The following is a 17,179-nucleotide window of genomic DNA, read 5'->3' as shown; positions in this document are numbered from 1 at the left end:
CTTCAGGCTCGCTGCTCCGCCAGCACCTTCTTCACCGCCGGCCGCCCTTCCATCCGCTTGCAGTGGTCCATCACCCGGGGCAGCGTCGACACGTCGACGCCGTCGCCGTCCAGCCACAGCGTGAGCGTGAACAGATAGGGGTCGCAGATCGTATAGGTGTCGCCCATCACCCACGGCCCCTTCAGCATCTTGCTCTCGATCAGCGCGAAGCTCGCGCCGACCGTCTTCGGGATCATGCGCTTCATGTCGGCAAACGAGCTTTCCTCGCTCGCCCAGCGGTAGCCGCGCCCCTTGTGGGCGTGATTCACATGCACCGTGGAGCAGAGATAGCTGTTGAAGGACTGTATCTGTGCGAACGCGAAGGCGTCGTCCGATGGCGCGAGCTTCGCCTTGGGAAACGTCTGCGCGATGTAGGCGAGCATCGCCGGCGTCTCGGTCAGCACGCCCTTGTCGGTCACCAGCGAGGGCACGCGGCCTTTCGGATTGATTTCAAGGTATTGCGAGCTGTTCTGCTGGTTGGTCTTGAAGTCGACCCGTTCGGTCGAGTAGCTGGCGCCGGCCTCCTCCAGAGCGATGTGGGATGCGAGCGCGCAGGTGCCGGGGGTGTAATAGAGCTTGAGCATGGCCGTCCTCATGTGAAAGCGCGCGGAGGTTACTGGCGCGCGGTTCCGCCGTCTACGGCCGGATCGATCACTTCCGGCGTTGCCTTTGGGCACAACCCCATGCCATGACGCGGTGCGAGAGAAAGGGATCCAGCATGACGGTTCTCATTGCCGGCGGCGGCATCGGCGGCCTGACGCTGGCGCTCAGCCTGCACCAGGTCGGCATCCCCGCACGCGTGTTCGAGAGCGTGCCGGAATTGAGGCCGCTCGGGGTCGGCATCAACGTGCTGCCGCATGCGGTGCGCGAGCTGACCGAGCTCGACCTTGCGGACCGGCTCGATGCCGAAGGCGTGCGCACCCGCGAGCTCGCCTATTTCTCCAAGCGCGGCCAGCCGATCTGGAGCGAGCCGCGCGGCATCGAGGCCGGCTACAAATGGCCGCAGTTCTCGATCCACCGCGGCATGCTGCAGCAGATCCTGCTGGAGACCGCGATCGAGCGGCTCGGCCGCGACAACGTCCTGACCAGCCATCATCTGTCCGCGTGGGCCGAAACCGGGGACGGCATCCGCGCCGACTTCATCGACAAGGCGACCGGCCGGCCCGCGGGTACTTTTGAGGGCGCGCTGCTGATCGCCGCCGACGGCATCCATTCCACCGTGCGCGACAAGCTCTATCCCGACGAGGGCCCGCCGATCTGGAACGGCCGCATCCTATGGCGCGGCATCACGCTGGCGGGCGCGTTCCTGACCGGCCGCACCATGATCATGGCCGGCCACGAGACGCTGAAATTCGTCTGCTATCCGATCTCGAGAGCGCCCGACGCGAACGGCAAATACCGCATCAACTGGATCGCCGAGCGGCACATGCCGCCGACCTATCAGTGGCGGCGCGAGGACTATAACCGCACCGCCAAACTCGAGGAGTTCCTGCCCTGGTTCGAGAACTGGACGTTCGACTGGCTGGACGTGCCCGGCCTGATCAGGAACTGCCCGCACGCCTATGAGTATCCGCTGGTCGACCGCGATCCGATCCCGCAATGGAGTTTTGGGCGCGTCACGCTGCTGGGCGATGCCGCCCATCCGATGTATCCGATCGGCTCCAACGGCGCCTCGCAGGCCATTCTGGACGCGCGCGTCCTGAGCCGCGAGATCCTCGCCCACGGCACGACGCAGGCTGCGCTTGCCGCCTATGAGGCCGAGCGGCGGCCGGCCACGTCCGAGCTCGTGATGCTCAACCGCCGCAACGGCCCCGAGCAGGTGATGCAGATCGTCGAGGAGCGCGCGCCCGACGGCTTTGCGGTCGTGACCGACGTGCTGTCGCAGCAGGAGCTGGAGGAGGTCGCCGCCAACTACAAGCGGGTGGCGGGTTTCCAGGTCGATGCCCTCAACGCCAAGCCGCCGATCGTGCCGCGTGGCGGCGCGGCGCGCTGATATCCGCCATCGAGCGCTTTCGCCGTCTCGACCAGCCGCGCGCTGGTGCCGGCGATCGCGAGCGCCGTGCCCTCTTCCGACAGCAGCCGCCCCTCGACGAAGGCGATGGTCCTGCCGAGCTGCGTGACGATGGCCTCGCCCACGATCGGCCCGGGCCTTGCGGGGCTGAGGAAATTGACGGTCATGCTGATGGTGGAGGTGTAGAGCGCGCCGTCGGTCATGACGAACACGGCGGGGCCCATGGTGTCGTCGAGCATCGCGGACAGGATGCCGCCCTGGATGAAGCCCGCGGGGTTGCAGAACTCGCTCTTGCCGGCGAACCCGATCCTGACCCAGCCGTCCTTCGGACGGGCATCGAGCAGGTGCCAGCCGAGCAGCCTGGCCGATGGCGGCACGGGGATGGAATCGAGCGCGGTCGCGAGCATGGGAGCCTCCGTTTGCTCCCGGATAGCGCGGCCCTGCTGACAGCATGGTGTCAGCAAGCGCAGGGATCAGTCGCCAAGCCCGTGCGCGATCGCCTTGCGCATCACGTTCGGCAGCGCCTCGCCGTCGAGCGTTGCGATCGGCACCCAGCGCATGCCCTCGGGCGCGCGTGTCCGCGCCGCGACGCGGGCGGTGTAGATCACGAGTTCCAGCGGGAAATGGGTGAAAACATGGGTGACGATTCCGGCCTTGCGATGCCAGCGCGTAAGGCCTGAGATCGCCGGCGCCTGATCGCGCGCCGCCTTGTCGTCCTGCGCCGCGCGCCACTCCGAGCCTGGCACTTCCGTCATGCCGCCGAGCAGGCCGCGTGCGGGGCGCGTGCGCACCAGAAGCTCCTCGCCGCGGGTGATGATAAAGGCGGCGCCGCGGCGCAGCGCCCCCGTCTTCTTCGCCGCCTTGCGCGGAAACGTCTCCTGGAGCGAAAGCGCCCGCGCCGCGCAGCCGTCCGTCAACGGACACAGCACGCAGGCCGGCTTCTTCGGCGTGCAGATCGAGGCGCCCAGATCCATCAGCGCCTGCGCGCTGTCGCCGGCGCGGGACGTCCGGTCGCCGGCGCGGGACTTCCCGTCGCCGGCCGTATCCAGCAGCGCCGTGGCAAGCTCTTGGATCCTTGGCTTGGCCTGCGGCAGCGGCTCCTCGACCGCGTGGAGGCGCGACACCACGCGCTCGATATTGCCGTCGACCGGCATGGTGTGGCGGTTGAAGGCGATCGCGGCAATCGCCGCCGCGGTGTAGGGCCCGATGCCCGGCAGCGCCCGCAGGCCCTCCTCGGTGTCGGGAAAAATCCCGCGATGATCGCGCGCGACCTTGACCGCGCAGGCGTGCAGGTTGCGGGCGCGCGAATAGTAGCCGAGCCCCGCCCACATCCGCAGGACATCGTCGAGCGCGGCATTGCCGAGCGCCTCGACGTCAGGCCAGCGCGCGACGAATTTCTGGAAATAGGGACCGACCGTCTTGACCGTGGTCTGCTGCAGCATGATTTCCGACAGCCAGACGCGGTAAGGATCGGCGCGCTCGCCGGCCTGTGCCCGCCACGGCAACGTGCGCCGGTGGCGGTCGTACCAGGCGAGCAGCCGCGCCGGGCGATCGGCCTCGTCGGCGGCCCTCAGGCGCGGCTTCGTTTTCAAGGCTCCGGAAGAACTCATCACCGACTTCTAGCGCAATCTCTCCACGTCATGCCCGGACCTTGTCCCGGACATCCACGAGTTTTCGCGTGCGGCTCGACCGGGAGAGCCGGGACAGCCGCGGCGACGACGATTGGCGTTCGCGCCCCAAACGACACGGTGCTATAAGAAGTCGTGGCAAAACCCGGTCGCATCAGCGCAAAACCGCTCTCCGTCCTGCTCGGCGACGTCTTCTCCGACGCCTATGCCAAGCAGGGCTTCGCCGCGCGCGAACTGGTGACGCGCTGGAGCGAAATCGCGGGCGCCGAGATCGCGGCCCATGCGGAACCCCTGAAGATCCAATGGCCGCGGCCGGTCGAGGGCCAGCCGCAGGAACCGGCCACGCTGGTGCTGCGGGTCGAGGGGCCGATGGCGCTGGAAATCCAGCACTCCTCCGACGTGATCCTGGCGCGGGTCAACCGCTTCTTCGGCTGGAATGCCGTGGGCCGGCTGGCGCTGCGGCAAGCCCCCCTGACGCGGCGCGATCGCCGCGTGCGGCCCCGCGCGCCCGATGCCGCAACGGTGTCGAAGGTCCAGGAAACCCTGTCCGCCGTCGAAGATGAACAATTGCGCGCGGCGCTGGCGCGATTGGGGGCCTCAATCAAGCGAAATTGAGGCTTTTGCCGCGGCCGGCGCGCGCCGCGCGCCATTGCCACAATCGCGGTTTCAAGCTAGCGAACAGGCCTCATATTGCAGTGCTTTGGGCGCGGACCCGCGCCGACCGGGAGCAGACCGTTGATCATCACGCGCCGCGCCTTCACGACCCCTCTTTCCCTGACCGGCCTTGCCGCCCTCGCCTCCGTCTCGCCGCTGCGCTTCATCGCCGACGCACTGGCGCAGAGCGCGTCCGACGTCGCCAAGCCGGTGTCGCTGCCCGACATGGCGCTGGGCCCGGCCAACGCGCCGATCACCATCGTCGAATTCGCGTCGATGACCTGCCCGCACTGCGCGGCGTTCAACGCCGCCGTGTTCCCGAAGATCAAGTCGGAATATATCGACACCAACAAGATCCGCTACGTGTTCCGCGAATTCCCGCTCGACATCAAGGCCGCCGCCGGCTCGATGCTGGCGCGCTGCATCGCCAAGGACGACGCCGGAAAATACTTCGCGGTGGTCGATCTCTTGTTCCGGCAGCAGAACGACTGGGTGGTGAAGAACACCACCGAGACGCTGACCCGAATCGGCAAGCAGGCGGGCCTCACCCAGCAGCAGGTCGAGGACTGCCTGAAGGACCAGGCGCTGCTCGACAAGATCGCCGCCGACCAGAAATACGCCTCCGAGATGCTCAAGGTGGATTCGACGCCGACCTTCTTCATCAACGGCGAGAAGATCAAGGGCGAGACCTCGTTCGAGGAGTTCGACAAGAAGATCAAGTCGCTGATGAAGACCTGATCGCTTGTGCCTCAACGGCTTGATGATTCGCTCGACCCGGGACGCGCTGCCCAGCGTCTTGCTCCCCAAAGGCTCGTTTCCAAAAGGCTTGGGAAAAGCCCTGTCAAGCCGTTGCCCTGAACCGGCGGCGCGGCCATTGTCCCCGGCCATCCCGGGCGCTTGAAGCGACTCGGCCCACACCGACATTGCCTTCTATGGTATTGTCCCGGCAGGGAGATTCGCGCCCCGCCAATAGAGAATGCTGTCTATGAAGCTCACGCGCCTTCGCCTCCACGGTTTCAAATCCTTCGTCGACCCCACCGACTTCATGATCGAGCCGGGCCTGACCGGCGTCGTCGGACCGAACGGCTGCGGCAAGTCCAACCTCGTAGAGGCGCTGCGCTGGGCGATGGGCGAGACCTCGCACAAGTCGCTGCGCGCCGCCGACATGGATGCGGTGATCTTCGCCGGCTCCGGCAACCGCCCGGCGCGCAACCACGCCGAAGTGGTGATGACGATCGACAATGCCGATCGCACCGCGCCGGCCGCGGTCAACGACAGCCAGCTTCTGGAAATCTCCCGCCGCATCGAGCGCGAGGCCGGCTCGGTCTACCGCATCAACGGCCGCGACGTGCGCGCCCGCGACGTGCAGATCCTGTTCGCGGATGCCGCGACCGGCGCGCGCTCGCCGGCGCTCGTGCACCAGGGCAAGATCGGCGAGATCATCCAGGCCAAGCCCGAGCAGCGCCGCCGCGTGCTGGAAGACGCCGCCGGCGTGGCCGGCCTGCACGCCCGCCGCCACGAGGCCGAGCTGCGGCTGAAGGCGGCCGAGACCAACCTGACCCGCGTCGAGGACGTGATCGGCCAGCTCGCCGGCCAGATGGAAGGACTGAAGAAGCAGGCGCGCCAGGCGATCCGCTACCGCGAGGTCGCCGCCAAGGTGCGCAAGGCGGAGGCCACGCTGTTCCACCTGCGCTGGCTCGACGCCAACACCGAGGTCGCGGAAGCCGCCCGCGTCCATGAGCTCAGCGTGCGCGAGCAGGCCGAGCGGACCCGCGAGCAGGCGGAAGCCGCGCGCATCCAGGCGATCCGCGCCTCCGAGCTGCCGGCCCTGCGCGAGGCCGAGGCACGCGCCGCGGCCGGCCTGCAACGGCTCAACAATGCCCGCGAGCTGCTCGACCGCGAGGAGGAGCGCGCCAAGGAGCGCGTCGCCGAGCTCGACCGTCGCCTGACGCAGTTCTCCGCCGACGTCGCCCGCGAGCAGCAGCAGAGCTCGGACGCCGAGATCGCGCTGATGCGGCTCGACACCGAAGACGCCGAGCTGAAGGAAGAGATCCGGGAGCGCGTCGAAAAACGCTCCGGCGTCGACGAGCGGGTCGCCGCTGCGGAGACGACGCTGGCCGATGCCGAGCGCCTGTTCTCCGAGCTGACCACGGCGCTCGCCGACCTCACCGCCAAGCGCAACGCGCTGGAAGGCAATGTGCGCAGCCATCGCGACAAGCTGGCGCGGCTCGATCAGGACATCGCCAACGTCCAGGCCGAGGAGCAGAAGCTCGCCGAACAGACCGGCGATCTCGGCGACATCGCAGCGCTCGCCGCCGCGATGGAGGCCGCCGAGCAGCATGTGGTGGACGCGGAAGCCGCCGCGCAGGCGAGCGAAGCGGCCCATGTCGCCGCGCGCGCCAGGCTCGATGGGTCCCGCGCGCCGCTGAACGAGGCGGACAAGCGCGTGCAGCGGCTCGAGACCGAGGCGCGCACCATCTCCAAGCTCGTCAACGGCGAGACCAAGAACCTGTGGCCGCCGATCATCGACGGCGTCACCGTCGCCAAGGGCTATGAAAAGGCGTTGGGTGCCGCGCTCGGCGACGATCTCGACGCGCCGGTCGATCCGTCGGCGCCGATGCGCTGGACCGATGCCGGCGTGCCTGCCGACGATCCGAGGCTGCCGGAGGGCGTCGAGTCGCTCGCCGCGCTGGTCCAGGCCCCGCCCGAGCTGGCGCGGCGCCTCAAGCAGATCGGCGTGGTGGCCAAGGAGCGCGGCGCCGAGCTGGTGTCGCAGCTCAAGACCGGGCAGCGGCTGGTGTCGCCGGAAGGCGACGTCTGGCGCTGGGACGGCTTTGTCGCAGCCGCCCATGCGCCGACCGGCGCGGCGCGGCGGCTTGCCGAGCGCGCCCGCCTGGTCGACATCGAACACGAATTGGAACAGGCGCGGGCCGACGCCCTCGCCAAGCGCCAGGCGCTGGAAAACGCCGAGACCGAGCTGAAGGTGGCGGCTTCGGCCGAGAGCGCGGCCCGCGAGGCCGGGCGCGCCGCCCAGCGCGAGGCCAACGCCGCGCGCGAACGCCATGGCGCGGCCGAGCGCGAGATCAATCGCCACGCCACGCGCAAGTCGGCGCTGACGGAAGCCCGCACCCGCCTCACCGCCGACAGCACCGAGGCGCTGGCCGCGCATGAGAAGGCGACCGCGGCGCTGGCCGAATTGCCGCCAGGCCTGGAGACCGAGACCCGGCTCGGCGCCGTGCGCGCCGAGATCGACGGCCACCGCCGCGCCGCCGCCCAGGTGCGCGCCGAAGCCCAGGCGCTGGCACGCGAAGCCGAGCTGGCCGACCGCCGCGTGCAGGCGATCCTGTCCGAGCGCAACGAATGGCAGAACCGCAAGGCCAGCGCGGCGTCGCAGATCGCGACCATCGAGGCCCGCATCACCGAGGTGACGGCGGAACGCACTGAGCTCGAAAACGCGCCCGCCGTCTTTGCCGAGAAGCGCAGGGCGCTGATCAGCGAGATCGAGTTTGCCGAGAACGACCGCCGCGTCGCCGCCGACGCCCTCGCTGCGGCCGAAGCCGCGATGGCCGAGACCGACCGCGCGGCGAAGGTTTCGCTCGAAGCGCTCTCCAGCGCCCGCGAGGCCACCGCGCGCGCCGAGGAACGCGCCGAGGGCGCGCGGCGTCGCCTCGCCGACATCGAGCGCGAAATCCACGACATGCTCGAGGTCGAGCCGCAGGCGGTCGCCGGGCTTGCCGAGATCGAACCGGGGCAGGCGCTACCGCCGCTCGCCGAGATCGAGGAGAATCTCGAAAAACTGCGCCGCGACCGCGAGCGGCTAGGAGCCGTCAACCTGCGCGCCGAGGAAGAGCTGCGCGAGGTCGAGGCCCAGCACACCGCGCTCACCACCGAGCGCGACGACCTGGTGGAAGCGATCAAGCGGCTGCGCCAGGGCATCCAGAGCCTGAACCGCGAGGCGCGCGAGCGCCTGCTCGCCTCGTTCGAGATCGTCAACAGCCATTTCAAGCGGCTGTTTACCGAGCTGTTCGGCGGCGGCGAAGCGGCGCTGCACCTGATCGAGAGCGACGATCCGCTCGAGGCCGGCCTCGAGATCATCGCGAAACCTCCCGGCAAGAAGCCGCAGACACTGTCGCTGCTGTCAGGCGGCGAGCAGGCGCTGACCGCGCTGGCGCTGATCTTCGCGGTGTTCCTGACCAACCCGTCGCCGATCTGCGTGCTGGACGAGGTCGACGCGCCGCTCGACGACCACAACGTGGAACGCTTCTGCAACCTGCTGCACGAGATGACCGGCTCGACCGAGACGCGCTTCATCATCATCACGCACAATCCGATCACCATGGCGCGTATGCACCGCCTGTTCGGCGTCACCATGGCCGAGCGCGGCGTCTCGCAACTGGTTTCGGTCGCGCTCGACGAGGCGGTGAAGATCCTCGACCAGCACGTGGCGTGAGGTCCTAGCGCGCCGTACCGCCGTCTTGACGTCATCATCCGCGAAAGCGGATGATCCAGGACGTAGTGCCGTCTGTGAAAATCCGAGTCTTCTCGGCTTACTGGATGCCCCGCCTGCGCGGGGCATGACACCGTTAGATGATTTCCCCCTCCCTGCCCGTAGCGCTGAAGGCCGCGCTCGACGCAAAGCTCGACGGCGTCTCGCGCAACGAGATCGCGCCGCGCGCCGCTTCGATGTCGCGGGCCTACCGCGAAGGGAGCGGCTCGACGGTGATCCGAAACGACGCCGATGCGCTTGCCTATGCGCTGGTGCGGATGCCCGCGACCTACGCCAGCATCACCGCCGCGCTCGACGCGCTCATCGAGATCAGACCCGATCTGGCGCCGCAAAGCCTGCTCGACGTCGGCGCCGGGCCGGGCACCGCGACATGGGCGGCGTCGCAGGCGTTTGCTTCGCTCGCCGATTTCGCGCTGATCGATGCGAATGCCACGCTGCGCGCGCTAGCGCTCGAGCTTGCGCAGGAAACCGATCGGCTGCGCGGCATGACCTACGACAAGGGCGAGGCGCTCGCGCTGCTGGCGAAAGCGCAAGGCGCCGATCTCGTGATCGCGAGCTACATGATCGGCGAGCTGGATGAAGACGCGCGGAACGATCTTGCCGGCTTGCTGTGGGCCAAAACGCGCGACACGCTCGTCGTCATCGAGCCCGGCACGCCCGCGGGCTATGCGCGGATCATGGACTTGCGGACGCGCCTGATCGCCTCCGGCGCTCATGTCGCCGCCCCCTGCCCGCATGAGCATCGCTGCCCGCTTCAGCCGCCGGACTGGTGCCACTTCTCGCAACGCCTGCCGCGCTCGCAGGCTCACCGGCAGATCAAGGGCGCCGAGCTTCCCTTCGAGGATGAAAAGTTCGCCTATGTGGCGCTGTCCAGGACCGCGCCCGAGCGACGCCTGGCGCGCGTGCTCGCGCCGCCCGTGATCACAAAAATCGCGGTGACCACCAAAGCCTGCACGGCGGACGGCCTTGCGCATCTGAGCGCGCCGCGCCGGGACAAGCCCGCCTACGCGGTTGCCCGCAAGCGCCGCTGGGGCGACCTCATCGATTGAAGGCCTGCGACAAAGCGTCCACGCGGCGCCATGGGCGGTGCGCCACTCCCGCGCGTTCATCGATCATTATTTTGATTTTGCGACATCTGGACCCGGCCATAGCGGCTGCGGCGCGGACGCCGTTCGATACTTAACGCGGCATTCACCATAAGGGTTTTCGCGTGCTGAGGATTATGATGGTTGCGGCCGCGATTTTGCTCGCGGCAGAGACGGCGCTGGCGAGCGGGCACGGCGCGTCCTCCGAGCCTCCTCCTCCGCCCAAGCAGGAGGGTCCGCCAGCCCGCATCGCCACGACCAAGAAAGGCTACATGCTGGTCGATCTGCAGGGCATGACCCTCTATTATTTCGACCGGGACGACAGCGGCAACAAGTCGACCTGCGACGGCAAATGCACCGAACAGTGGAAGCCGCTCGCCGCGCCCGCCGACGCCAAGGCATCCGGTGACTTCACCGTGATCATCCGCTCCGACGGCAGCAAGATGTGGGCCTATCGCTATCGCCCGCTCTACACCTCGCAGGCGGACAAGGCGCCCGGCGACGTCAACGGCTTTGCCCAGCAATGGCATGTCGCCCGGCCCGAGTAAGGGCGAAAGACGGCGCCCGACATGGCGTCGTGACGCCTCAGGCATCGCCACCCGGCCTCTCCGGCCGTCCATTGCCCGGTTCGGCTTCACCGCTTGAACCTCCCGCAGCTTCGGTCCGACCAAAGCAAGTCCACTTTTCGGGCCGGCTGATCCGCGCCCTGATTTTCGTCAGCTCTCGTTGAGGCATGATCTCCGCGCAAACACGTTCCGCCATTGCCGCGAGCGAAAAACCGGTATCCACCTTTCCGGATCATGCGCTAGCCTCGCCCGGTTTCCCCCACCCTGGAGTTCTTCCCCATGTCGTCCGGCTGGATCATCCTCGGCATCGTCGTCGTCCTCGTCCTGTTCGCCTTCGGCGCCTATAACCGCCTGGTCGCACTCAGCCAGCGCGTCAACCAGGCCTTTGCCGACATCGATGTGCAGCTCAAGCAGCGCCACGATCTGATCCCGAACCTGGTCGAGACGGTGAAGGGCTATGCGGCCCATGAGCGCGGCACGCTCGACGACGTGATCAAGGCGCGCAATTCGGCGATGTCGGCGCAAGGACCGACACAGGTGTCCGCCGCCGAGAACCAGCTCTCCGGCGCGCTCGGCCGGCTGATCGCGCTCTCGGAGGCCTATCCCGACCTCAAGGCCAACGCCAACTTCCAGCAGCTCGCCTCCGAGCTCTCCGACCTCGAGAACAAGATCGCGGCGAGCCGCCGCTTCTTCAACAACGCGGTCCAGGAATACAACACCGGCATCCAGCAGATGCCTGCGGCGCTGTTTGCCGGCATGTTCGGCTTCACCCGCAAGGACTTCTTCGACCTCGGCGCGAGCCGCACCGAGGTGGAGACGGCGCCGAGCGTGAAGTTCTAGAGCAGGCGCCGCGCGCAGCCGGAGCGGATCATGGCCGCCTACGGTCTCTACACGCATATCGCATCGAACAAGTTCCGTTCGATGCTGCTGCTGACCGGCCTGTTCGTGCTGGTCTATGTGATCGTCTATGCCGGCGCGTTGATCATCGAGGTGCTCAACAATGGCGACGGCTCGGTCGACTATTATCTGCGCGCTGCGCTGCGCGACCTGATCTGGTCGCTTCCCTACGCCACGATCGCCGCCGCGTTGTGGATCGTGATCGCCTATTTCTTCCACCAGTCGATCATCGACGCGGTGACCGGCGGCGAAGCCGTGACGCGGCAGCAGCAGCCGCGGCTGTACAATCTGCTGGAGAACCTGTGCATCTCGCGCGGCATCCCGATGCCGAAGCTGAAGATCGTGGACAGCGATGCGCTCAACGCCTTCGCGACCGGGCTGAACCAGCGCCAATATGCCGTCACCGTCACCACCGGGCTGTTGAACACGCTGAGCGACGGGGAGATCGAGGCCGTGCTCGGCCACGAGCTCACCCATATCAGGAACGGCGACGTCCAGATGATGGTGGTCGCGGTGATCATCGCCGGCGTGGTCGGATTTTTCGGCGAACTGATCTTCCGCACCTTCTTCAACTTCAGCAATTACGGCTGGTATGGCGGCGGCTCGTCCTGGTCGTCCTCCGGCTCATCCTCCTCGTCGTCGTCCTCCGGCGGCAGCAGCGACCGCAAGAGCTCGGGCGGCGCGGCCATCCTCATCATCGTCATCGCGATCGCGCTGCTCATCGTGGCTTGGTTCCTGTCGCAGGTGGTCAAGCTCGCGCTGTCGCGCTCGCGCGAATTCCTGGCCGATGCCGGATCGGTCGAACTGACCAAGAATCCCGACGCCATGATCTCGGCCTTGCGCAAGATCGAGGGCCGCGGCGAGCTGCCGGGCGCAACTTCCGCGGTGATGGAGCTCTGCGTCGACAATCCGCGCGAGGGCTTTGCCGACCTGTTTGCCACCCATCCGTCGGTGGAGGCGCGGGTGCAGGCTCTGGTGAAATATGCCGGCGGCCATTACGAGGGCCCGCTCGCGCTGCCGATGCACCCGGAGGGGACACCGGACGACCGGGCGGAGCAGCCGGACACGGACGCAACGCCGCCGCTGCCGGGACCGTGGGGAAACCGGTCCGGTGGCGCCGGTCAGCCGCAAGGCAGCCCGCCGGGTGCTCCATCAGGTCCTTGGGGCGATCCGACGGGGCCGTGGGGCCGCCATTAGCGCTTCATGGAAAGCCGCCATATGGTGACACGCCGGCACGAACGGGCCGTTTTGAGGCACATTCAGGAATTTGAATTCTCCCTTGTTTCTGCCATGTTCGCGCCCAAAGCAGAGAGACACAAGTGCCGGTCGCCACCGCGATCGGGGGCGCGGTTTTTTGGGGAAATTCAATGGCGAAGCCGGTTGTTATCGTTGTAGGTGCCGACAAGGGCGGGGTCGGCAAGACCACCGTGTCGCGGACCCTGCTGGATTATTTCACTGCCAATAACGTGGTGACCCGGGCGTTCGACACCGAATCCCCGCGCGGCACCTTGAAGCGGTTCCACCCCGAGATCACCGAGATCGTCGACATGACGACGACCCCGGACCAGATGAAGATCTTCGATACCCTGAACGCGGGGCCCTCGGTCACCGTGATCGACGTGCGCGCAGGCCTGCTGTCGCCGTCGCTGGCCGCCCTGCGCGACATCGGCTTCCTCGATGCCGCGCGCTCCGGCCAGATCACCTTTGCGGTGTTCCACATCCTCGGGCCCTCGATCGCCTCGCTCGACGAGATCGCCGAGACCGCGAACTTCATGGTCGGCGCGAAATACTTCCTGGTGAAGAACTTCATCAACAACACCAGCTTCTTCGAGTGGGACCAGTCGACCTACAATTCCTATTTCCACCGCATCAAGGACGCGACCGACCTGACCATTCCCAAGCTCAACGAAATGGCGTTCGAGCAGGTCGAGGTCGCCTCCGTGCCGTTCCTGAAATTCGTCGCCAACAAGGGCCTCAACGACGATCCCGCCAACTATTCGTTCGTGCTGCGCGGTTACGTCCGGCACTGGCTCGCCAATGTCTGGAGCGAGTTCGACCGGATCAAGCTCACCGACCTGGTCGGCGCCAAGTCGACCACACGCGCCGGGGAAAAATAGTTGCGGCTTCCGCGCTGATCGGGCTGGATCGGGTGGAAATTTCGCCCGATATAGCCTGAAATGTCTGCAACCCCGATTTACATCGTCTGCTCGCCGCGCCCAATGGTCGGCAAGACGCTGCTTGCGCGGCTGCTCGGCGAATTCCTGCTGCTCAAGAACGGCGAGGCGGTTGCGTTCGACATCAACCTGAAAGAGCCGTCGCTGCTCGAATACCTGCCCTCGATCACCGAGACCGCCGATGTCGTCGACACCTACGGCAAGATGGCGCTGATGGACCGCGTCATCATCGACGACGGCGTCGCCAAGGTGATCGATCTCGGTTTCCACGCCTTCGACGAGTTCTTCCGGATGATCGAGGAGATCGGCTTCATCAAGGAAGCGGTGCGGCGCAACATCGCGCCGATCGTCCTGTTCATGGCCGATACGGACCGCGGCTCGGCCCGCAGCCACGAGGCGCTGCGCCAGCAGATTCCGCGCGCCAATTTGATCACGGTCGACAACGAGTTCGTGGTGCGCGGCGAATTGCCGGAGGCGATGGCCAACGGCCACGTCTTCCGCCTGCCGGCGCTGCCGGTGTTCCTGAAGACCTATATCGACCGGGTGAGCTTCTCCTTCACCGACTACCTGCGCGGCGAGAAGGATTCATCGACCGAGCTGCATCAATGGATCCGACGCAACTATGTCGCGTTCCGCGACATCGAGCTCAAGCTGGTGCCGTAGCCGGACCGCGCACGTCAGTGCCCTTCAAAACTCATCAGCGTGCGCACCGGGACGTCCATCGCCCGCAGCTTGGCCGCGCCTCCGAGGTCGGGCAGGTCGATGATGAAGCAGGCGGCGACCACGTTGGCGCCGATCTGGCGCAACAGCTTCACCGCGCCCTCGGCGGTGCCGCCGGTGGCAATGAGGTCGTCGACCAGGATCACGCGCTCGCCGGCTTGCACCGCGTCCGCGTGCATCTCCATCTCGTCGAGGCCGTATTCCAGCGAATAGGCGATCCGCACCGTGGTGTGCGGCAGCTTGCCCTTCTTGCGGATCGGCACGAAGCCGGCCGAGACCTGATGCGCCACCGCGCCGCCCAGGATGAAGCCGCGCGCCTCGATGCCGGCGACCTTGTCGATCTTCGATCCGGCCCAGGGATGCACCAGCTCGTCGACGGCGCGGCGGAACGCGCGGGCGTCCGCGAGCAGCGTCGTGATGTCGCGAAACAGGATGCCCTTCTTCGGGTAGTCCGGAATGGTGCGGATGCTGCTCTTCAGATCGAGATCAAAGCTCATCAATTCGTCCCCACGTCCAATCGAAAGGCATTTTCGACAATACGCAAACCCACCTCGCCTGACAAAGACATCAGCGATTCCGGGTGAAACTGCACGCCGGCGACCGGCAGCGTCCTGTGCTCGATCGCCATCGCGACGCCGTCCTCGGTGCTGGCGGTGACCTCCAGCACGTCGGGCATGCTGTCGCGCTCGACATAGAGCGAATGGTAGCGGCCGATCACGATCTCGTTCGGGAGGCTGTGCATCAGCCGCCCGCCCCTCACCTGCACGCGCGAGGGCCGGCCGTGCGCGGGCTGGCCGAGCTGGCCGAGCTGGCCGCCGAAATACTCGCCGATCGCCTGCACGCCGAGGCAGACGCCGAAGATCGGCAGCTCCTTCTCCAGCGCCGCTTCGATGGTGCCGGAAATCCTGAAATCCTCGGGGCGGCCCGGTCCCGGTGACAGCACCAAGAGATCCCACTTTCTTTGCCGCAACATATCCAGTGCATGCACATATCGGACCACCGTGACGCTGGCGCCGACCTGGCGGAAATAGTCGGCCAGCATGTGCACGAAACTGTCGTCGTGGTCGATCAGCAGCACCTGCTTGCCGCTTCCGGTGGCATCGGGCGCGAAGGTCGACAGCGGCTTTGCCGGATCGCCGCGCAGCGCCTGGAACAGCGCCGCAGCCTTGACCTGGCACTCGCGGTCCTCGGCGGCCGGATCAGAATCGAACAGGCAGGTCGCGCCGACCCGCACCTCGGCCAGGCCATCCTTCATGCGGATGGTGCGGATGGTGAGCCCCGTATTGATGCTGCCGTCGAAATTCACCGCGCCGATCGCGCCGGCATACCAGCGCCGCGGCGACCGTTCGTGATCCTCGACGAACTGCATCGCCCATAATTTCGGCGCGCCGGTCACCGTGACCGCCCAGGCATGGGTGAGAAAGGCGTCGAGCGCATCGAAGCCAGGGCGCAGCATGCCTTCGACATGGTCGACGGTGTGAAACAGCTTCGAGTAGGTCTCGATCTGCCGCCGCGCCAGCACCTTGATGGTGCCGGGCACGCAGACGCGCGCCTTGTCGTTGCGGTCGACGTCGGTGCACATGTTGAGCTCGAACTCGTCCTTTTCCGAGTTCAGGAGCTGGCGGATCTGCTCGGCGTCGCCGATGGCGTCGACCCCGCGCGCGATCGTGCCGGAGATCGGGCAGGTCTCGACCCGCCTGCCGTCGGAGCGCACGAACATCTCGGGCGAGGCCGAGACCAGGAATTCGCCCTCGCCGAGATTCATCAGCGCGCCATAGGGCGACGGGTTGATCCTGCACAGCCTTTGAAACACCTCGGCCGGCGACCGTTCGCAGGGCTCGGCGAAGAGCTGTCCCGGCACCGCCTCGAACAGGTCGCCGCGCGCGAACGCGGCCCGCGCCAGTTCCACGGTCGCCTGATATTCGCCGGGCGCATGGTCGGCAAATCCCTGCCGCGGCGTCTTCGCATAGACGCTGGCGGCGGTGTCGCGCGAAACACCCTCGGTCGAGCGGCCCTTCCAGACAAAATCATAGCTCAGAACCACGCCGCGGCCGGTGGCGCGGTCATAGGCGAGCAGGCGGTCGGGCACATAGAGCACGATGTCGCGCTGATCTTTCTCGCGCGCACGCCTCTCCACGAGGTCCTCGATCTGGAACACGAGATCGTAGGCGAAGGCGCCGAACAGGCCGAGCAGCGGATCGTCATTTGCGGAAAACGCCGCCACCAGATCGCGCACCAGCGACATCACGCTGGCGCGGCGAGTGCGCTGGTCTTCCTCGACCGGCGCGGCGCCGCGCAGGATATGCCCGGCAAGGCGCGTGGCGCTGCGCTCGGTGATGACGACGCTGGCATCGCTGATGACATCGCCGAGAAAGGCGATCAGCACCTGCCCGCGCTCATTGAGCGCGGTGAGCGCAAAATTGACGCCGGCGGTTTCCAGCACCAGAGGCGGGTCGGAAAAGCCGAGATCGAAGCTCTCATAGCGGCCCGGCACCGTGGTGCCCGAGGACAGCACCACGCCGCGGCGGCGGTCCAACAGCTCGATCAGATCATCGAGGCGGCTCGCCCCGCCGGAAAACTGCTCGACCGAACGCTTCACCAAGAGGCCGCCGCGGGTGCGGTACTCGCCCCGGGCTGGCAGCGAAAAGACTGTCCTGTTCATGTGATCCTCTTAACCAGACTTGTCGAACCAGACTTGCCGAGGGAGCGCCACACAGGACAAACGAAAGGCCGCCGCACTGCGATGGCGGCCTCGAACGATGGGAGAAACAGAAATCGCACCGGCCACCTCTTTAAGAGGTGCGCCACCAACGCGTCAGGGGGTGGACCTGGGTGCTCATGGCCTAGGTATCACCATGGCGGGGCTGCCGCGTCAAGGTGGACGGGCCTCAAAATAGG

14 protein-coding genes and 1 pseudogene are annotated in these 17,179 nt (G+C 66.9%); 10 read left to right on the top strand and 5 right to left on the bottom strand.

Translation table 11 applies throughout. From position 1 onward, the window contains the following. Nucleotides 1-2: 2 nt before the first annotated feature. Complete coding sequence (locus QOU61_RS10305; protein WP_289658081.1) at nucleotides 3-623, bottom strand: glutathione S-transferase family protein; 621 nt, start codon at nucleotides 621-623, stop codon at nucleotides 3-5. A gap of 134 nt (nucleotides 624-757) precedes the next feature. Here QOU61_RS10305 and QOU61_RS10300 point away from each other — a divergent pair, with 134 nt between their 5' ends. Beyond that, nucleotides 758-2,032: a flavin-dependent oxidoreductase gene (locus tag QOU61_RS10300; RefSeq protein WP_289658079.1), complete on the top strand. Its 1,275-nt coding sequence runs from the start codon at nucleotides 758-760 to the stop codon at nucleotides 2,030-2,032. A gap of 11 nt (nucleotides 2,033-2,043) precedes the next feature. Here the strand turns inward: QOU61_RS10300 and QOU61_RS10295 are convergent. Continuing rightward, nucleotides 2,044-2,457: pseudogene (locus QOU61_RS10295) on the bottom strand (PaaI family thioesterase); the annotation flags it as partial. Between the two features lie 66 nt (nucleotides 2,458-2,523). Continuing rightward, a complete protein-coding gene (gene mutY / locus QOU61_RS10290; RefSeq protein WP_289658077.1) occupies nucleotides 2,524-3,660 on the bottom strand; it encodes an A/G-specific adenine glycosylase in 1,137 nt (378 codons plus the stop codon). Between the two features lie 153 nt (nucleotides 3,661-3,813). Here mutY and QOU61_RS10285 point away from each other — a divergent pair, with 153 nt between their 5' ends. From QOU61_RS10285 to QOU61_RS10245, 9 genes are all read left to right on the top strand, one after another. Then, complete coding sequence (locus QOU61_RS10285) at nucleotides 3,814-4,293, top strand: DUF721 domain-containing protein (protein ID WP_289658075.1); 480 nt, start codon at nucleotides 3,814-3,816, stop codon at nucleotides 4,291-4,293. A 120-nt stretch (nucleotides 4,294-4,413) separates the two neighbouring features. Next, entirely contained in the window at nucleotides 4,414-5,070 is a 657-nt protein-coding gene (locus QOU61_RS10280; protein ID WP_289658073.1) for a DsbA family protein, read from the top strand. A 247-nt stretch (nucleotides 5,071-5,317) separates the two neighbouring features. After that, nucleotides 5,318-8,782, top strand: a complete 3,465-nt coding sequence (gene smc / locus QOU61_RS10275) for a chromosome segregation protein SMC (protein WP_289658071.1) — start codon at nucleotides 5,318-5,320, stop codon at nucleotides 8,780-8,782. A gap of 137 nt (nucleotides 8,783-8,919) precedes the next feature. Continuing rightward, nucleotides 8,920-9,888: a small ribosomal subunit Rsm22 family protein gene (locus QOU61_RS10270; RefSeq protein WP_289658070.1), complete on the top strand. Its 969-nt coding sequence runs from the start codon at nucleotides 8,920-8,922 to the stop codon at nucleotides 9,886-9,888. A 161-nt stretch (nucleotides 9,889-10,049) separates the two neighbouring features. Then, nucleotides 10,050-10,472 carry a COG4315 family predicted lipoprotein gene (locus tag QOU61_RS10265; protein WP_289658068.1) on the top strand — a complete coding sequence of 141 codons (423 nt, stop codon included), beginning with the start codon at nucleotides 10,050-10,052 and terminating at the stop codon, nucleotides 10,470-10,472. 297 nt (nucleotides 10,473-10,769) lie between these two features. Beyond that, nucleotides 10,770-11,330, top strand: coding sequence for a LemA family protein (locus QOU61_RS10260; protein ID WP_289658067.1), 561 nt, complete (start codon nucleotides 10,770-10,772; stop codon nucleotides 11,328-11,330). A 30-nt stretch (nucleotides 11,331-11,360) separates the two neighbouring features. Then, the gene (locus QOU61_RS10255) at nucleotides 11,361-12,584 is read left to right on the top strand and encodes a M48 family metallopeptidase (protein WP_289658065.1); all 1,224 of its coding nucleotides are present in this window, start codon (nucleotides 11,361-11,363) and stop codon (nucleotides 12,582-12,584) included. A 170-nt stretch (nucleotides 12,585-12,754) separates the two neighbouring features. Further along, complete coding sequence (locus QOU61_RS10250; RefSeq protein WP_289658064.1) at nucleotides 12,755-13,504, top strand: P-loop NTPase family protein; 750 nt, start codon at nucleotides 12,755-12,757, stop codon at nucleotides 13,502-13,504. A 60-nt stretch (nucleotides 13,505-13,564) separates the two neighbouring features. Continuing rightward, a complete protein-coding gene (locus QOU61_RS10245; protein WP_289658063.1) occupies nucleotides 13,565-14,224 on the top strand; it encodes a hypothetical protein in 660 nt (219 codons plus the stop codon). 14 nt (nucleotides 14,225-14,238) lie between these two features. Here the strand turns inward: QOU61_RS10245 and QOU61_RS10240 are convergent, their stop codons facing one another. Further along, nucleotides 14,239-14,778: an adenine phosphoribosyltransferase gene (locus tag QOU61_RS10240; RefSeq protein WP_289658062.1), complete on the bottom strand. Its 540-nt coding sequence runs from the start codon at nucleotides 14,776-14,778 to the stop codon at nucleotides 14,239-14,241. Then, nucleotides 14,778-16,943 carry an anthranilate synthase component I gene (locus QOU61_RS10235; protein ID WP_289658060.1) on the bottom strand — a complete coding sequence of 722 codons (2,166 nt, stop codon included), beginning with the start codon at nucleotides 16,941-16,943 and terminating at the stop codon, nucleotides 14,778-14,780. Before QOU61_RS10235 ends, QOU61_RS10240 begins: the two co-directional genes overlap by 1 nt. Nucleotides 16,944-17,179: the final 236 nt, after the last annotated feature.

The organism is Bradyrhizobium sp. NP1 (genome assembly GCF_030378205.1).
GTDB lineage: Bacteria > Pseudomonadota > Alphaproteobacteria > Rhizobiales > Xanthobacteraceae > Bradyrhizobium.
This window is presented reverse-complemented; position numbering and strand designations above follow the sequence as displayed.

Excerpts from the sequence above, each read along its gene's own strand:
- QOU61_RS10305 (WP_289658081.1), bottom strand. The coding sequence starts at position 623 with ATGCTCAAGCTCTATTACACCCCCGGCACCTGCGCGCTCGCATCCCAC.
- QOU61_RS10300 (WP_289658079.1), top strand. The coding sequence starts at position 758 with ATGACGGTTCTCATTGCCGGCGGCGGCATCGGCGGCCTGACGCTGGCG.
- mutY (WP_289658077.1), bottom strand. The coding sequence starts at position 3,660 with ATGAGTTCTTCCGGAGCCTTGAAAACGAAGCCGCGCCTGAGGGCCGCC.
- smc (WP_289658071.1), top strand. The coding sequence starts at position 5,318 with ATGAAGCTCACGCGCCTTCGCCTCCACGGTTTCAAATCCTTCGTCGAC.
- QOU61_RS10270 (WP_289658070.1), top strand. The coding sequence starts at position 8,920 with ATGATTTCCCCCTCCCTGCCCGTAGCGCTGAAGGCCGCGCTCGACGCA.
- QOU61_RS10260 (WP_289658067.1), top strand. The coding sequence starts at position 10,770 with ATGTCGTCCGGCTGGATCATCCTCGGCATCGTCGTCGTCCTCGTCCTG.
- QOU61_RS10255 (WP_289658065.1), top strand. The coding sequence starts at position 11,361 with ATGGCCGCCTACGGTCTCTACACGCATATCGCATCGAACAAGTTCCGT.
- QOU61_RS10250 (WP_289658064.1), top strand. The coding sequence starts at position 12,755 with ATGGCGAAGCCGGTTGTTATCGTTGTAGGTGCCGACAAGGGCGGGGTC.
- QOU61_RS10245 (WP_289658063.1), top strand. The coding sequence starts at position 13,565 with ATGTCTGCAACCCCGATTTACATCGTCTGCTCGCCGCGCCCAATGGTC.
- QOU61_RS10240 (WP_289658062.1), bottom strand. The coding sequence starts at position 14,778 with ATGAGCTTTGATCTCGATCTGAAGAGCAGCATCCGCACCATTCCGGAC.
- QOU61_RS10235 (WP_289658060.1), bottom strand. The coding sequence starts at position 16,943 with ATGAACAGGACAGTCTTTTCGCTGCCAGCCCGGGGCGAGTACCGCACC.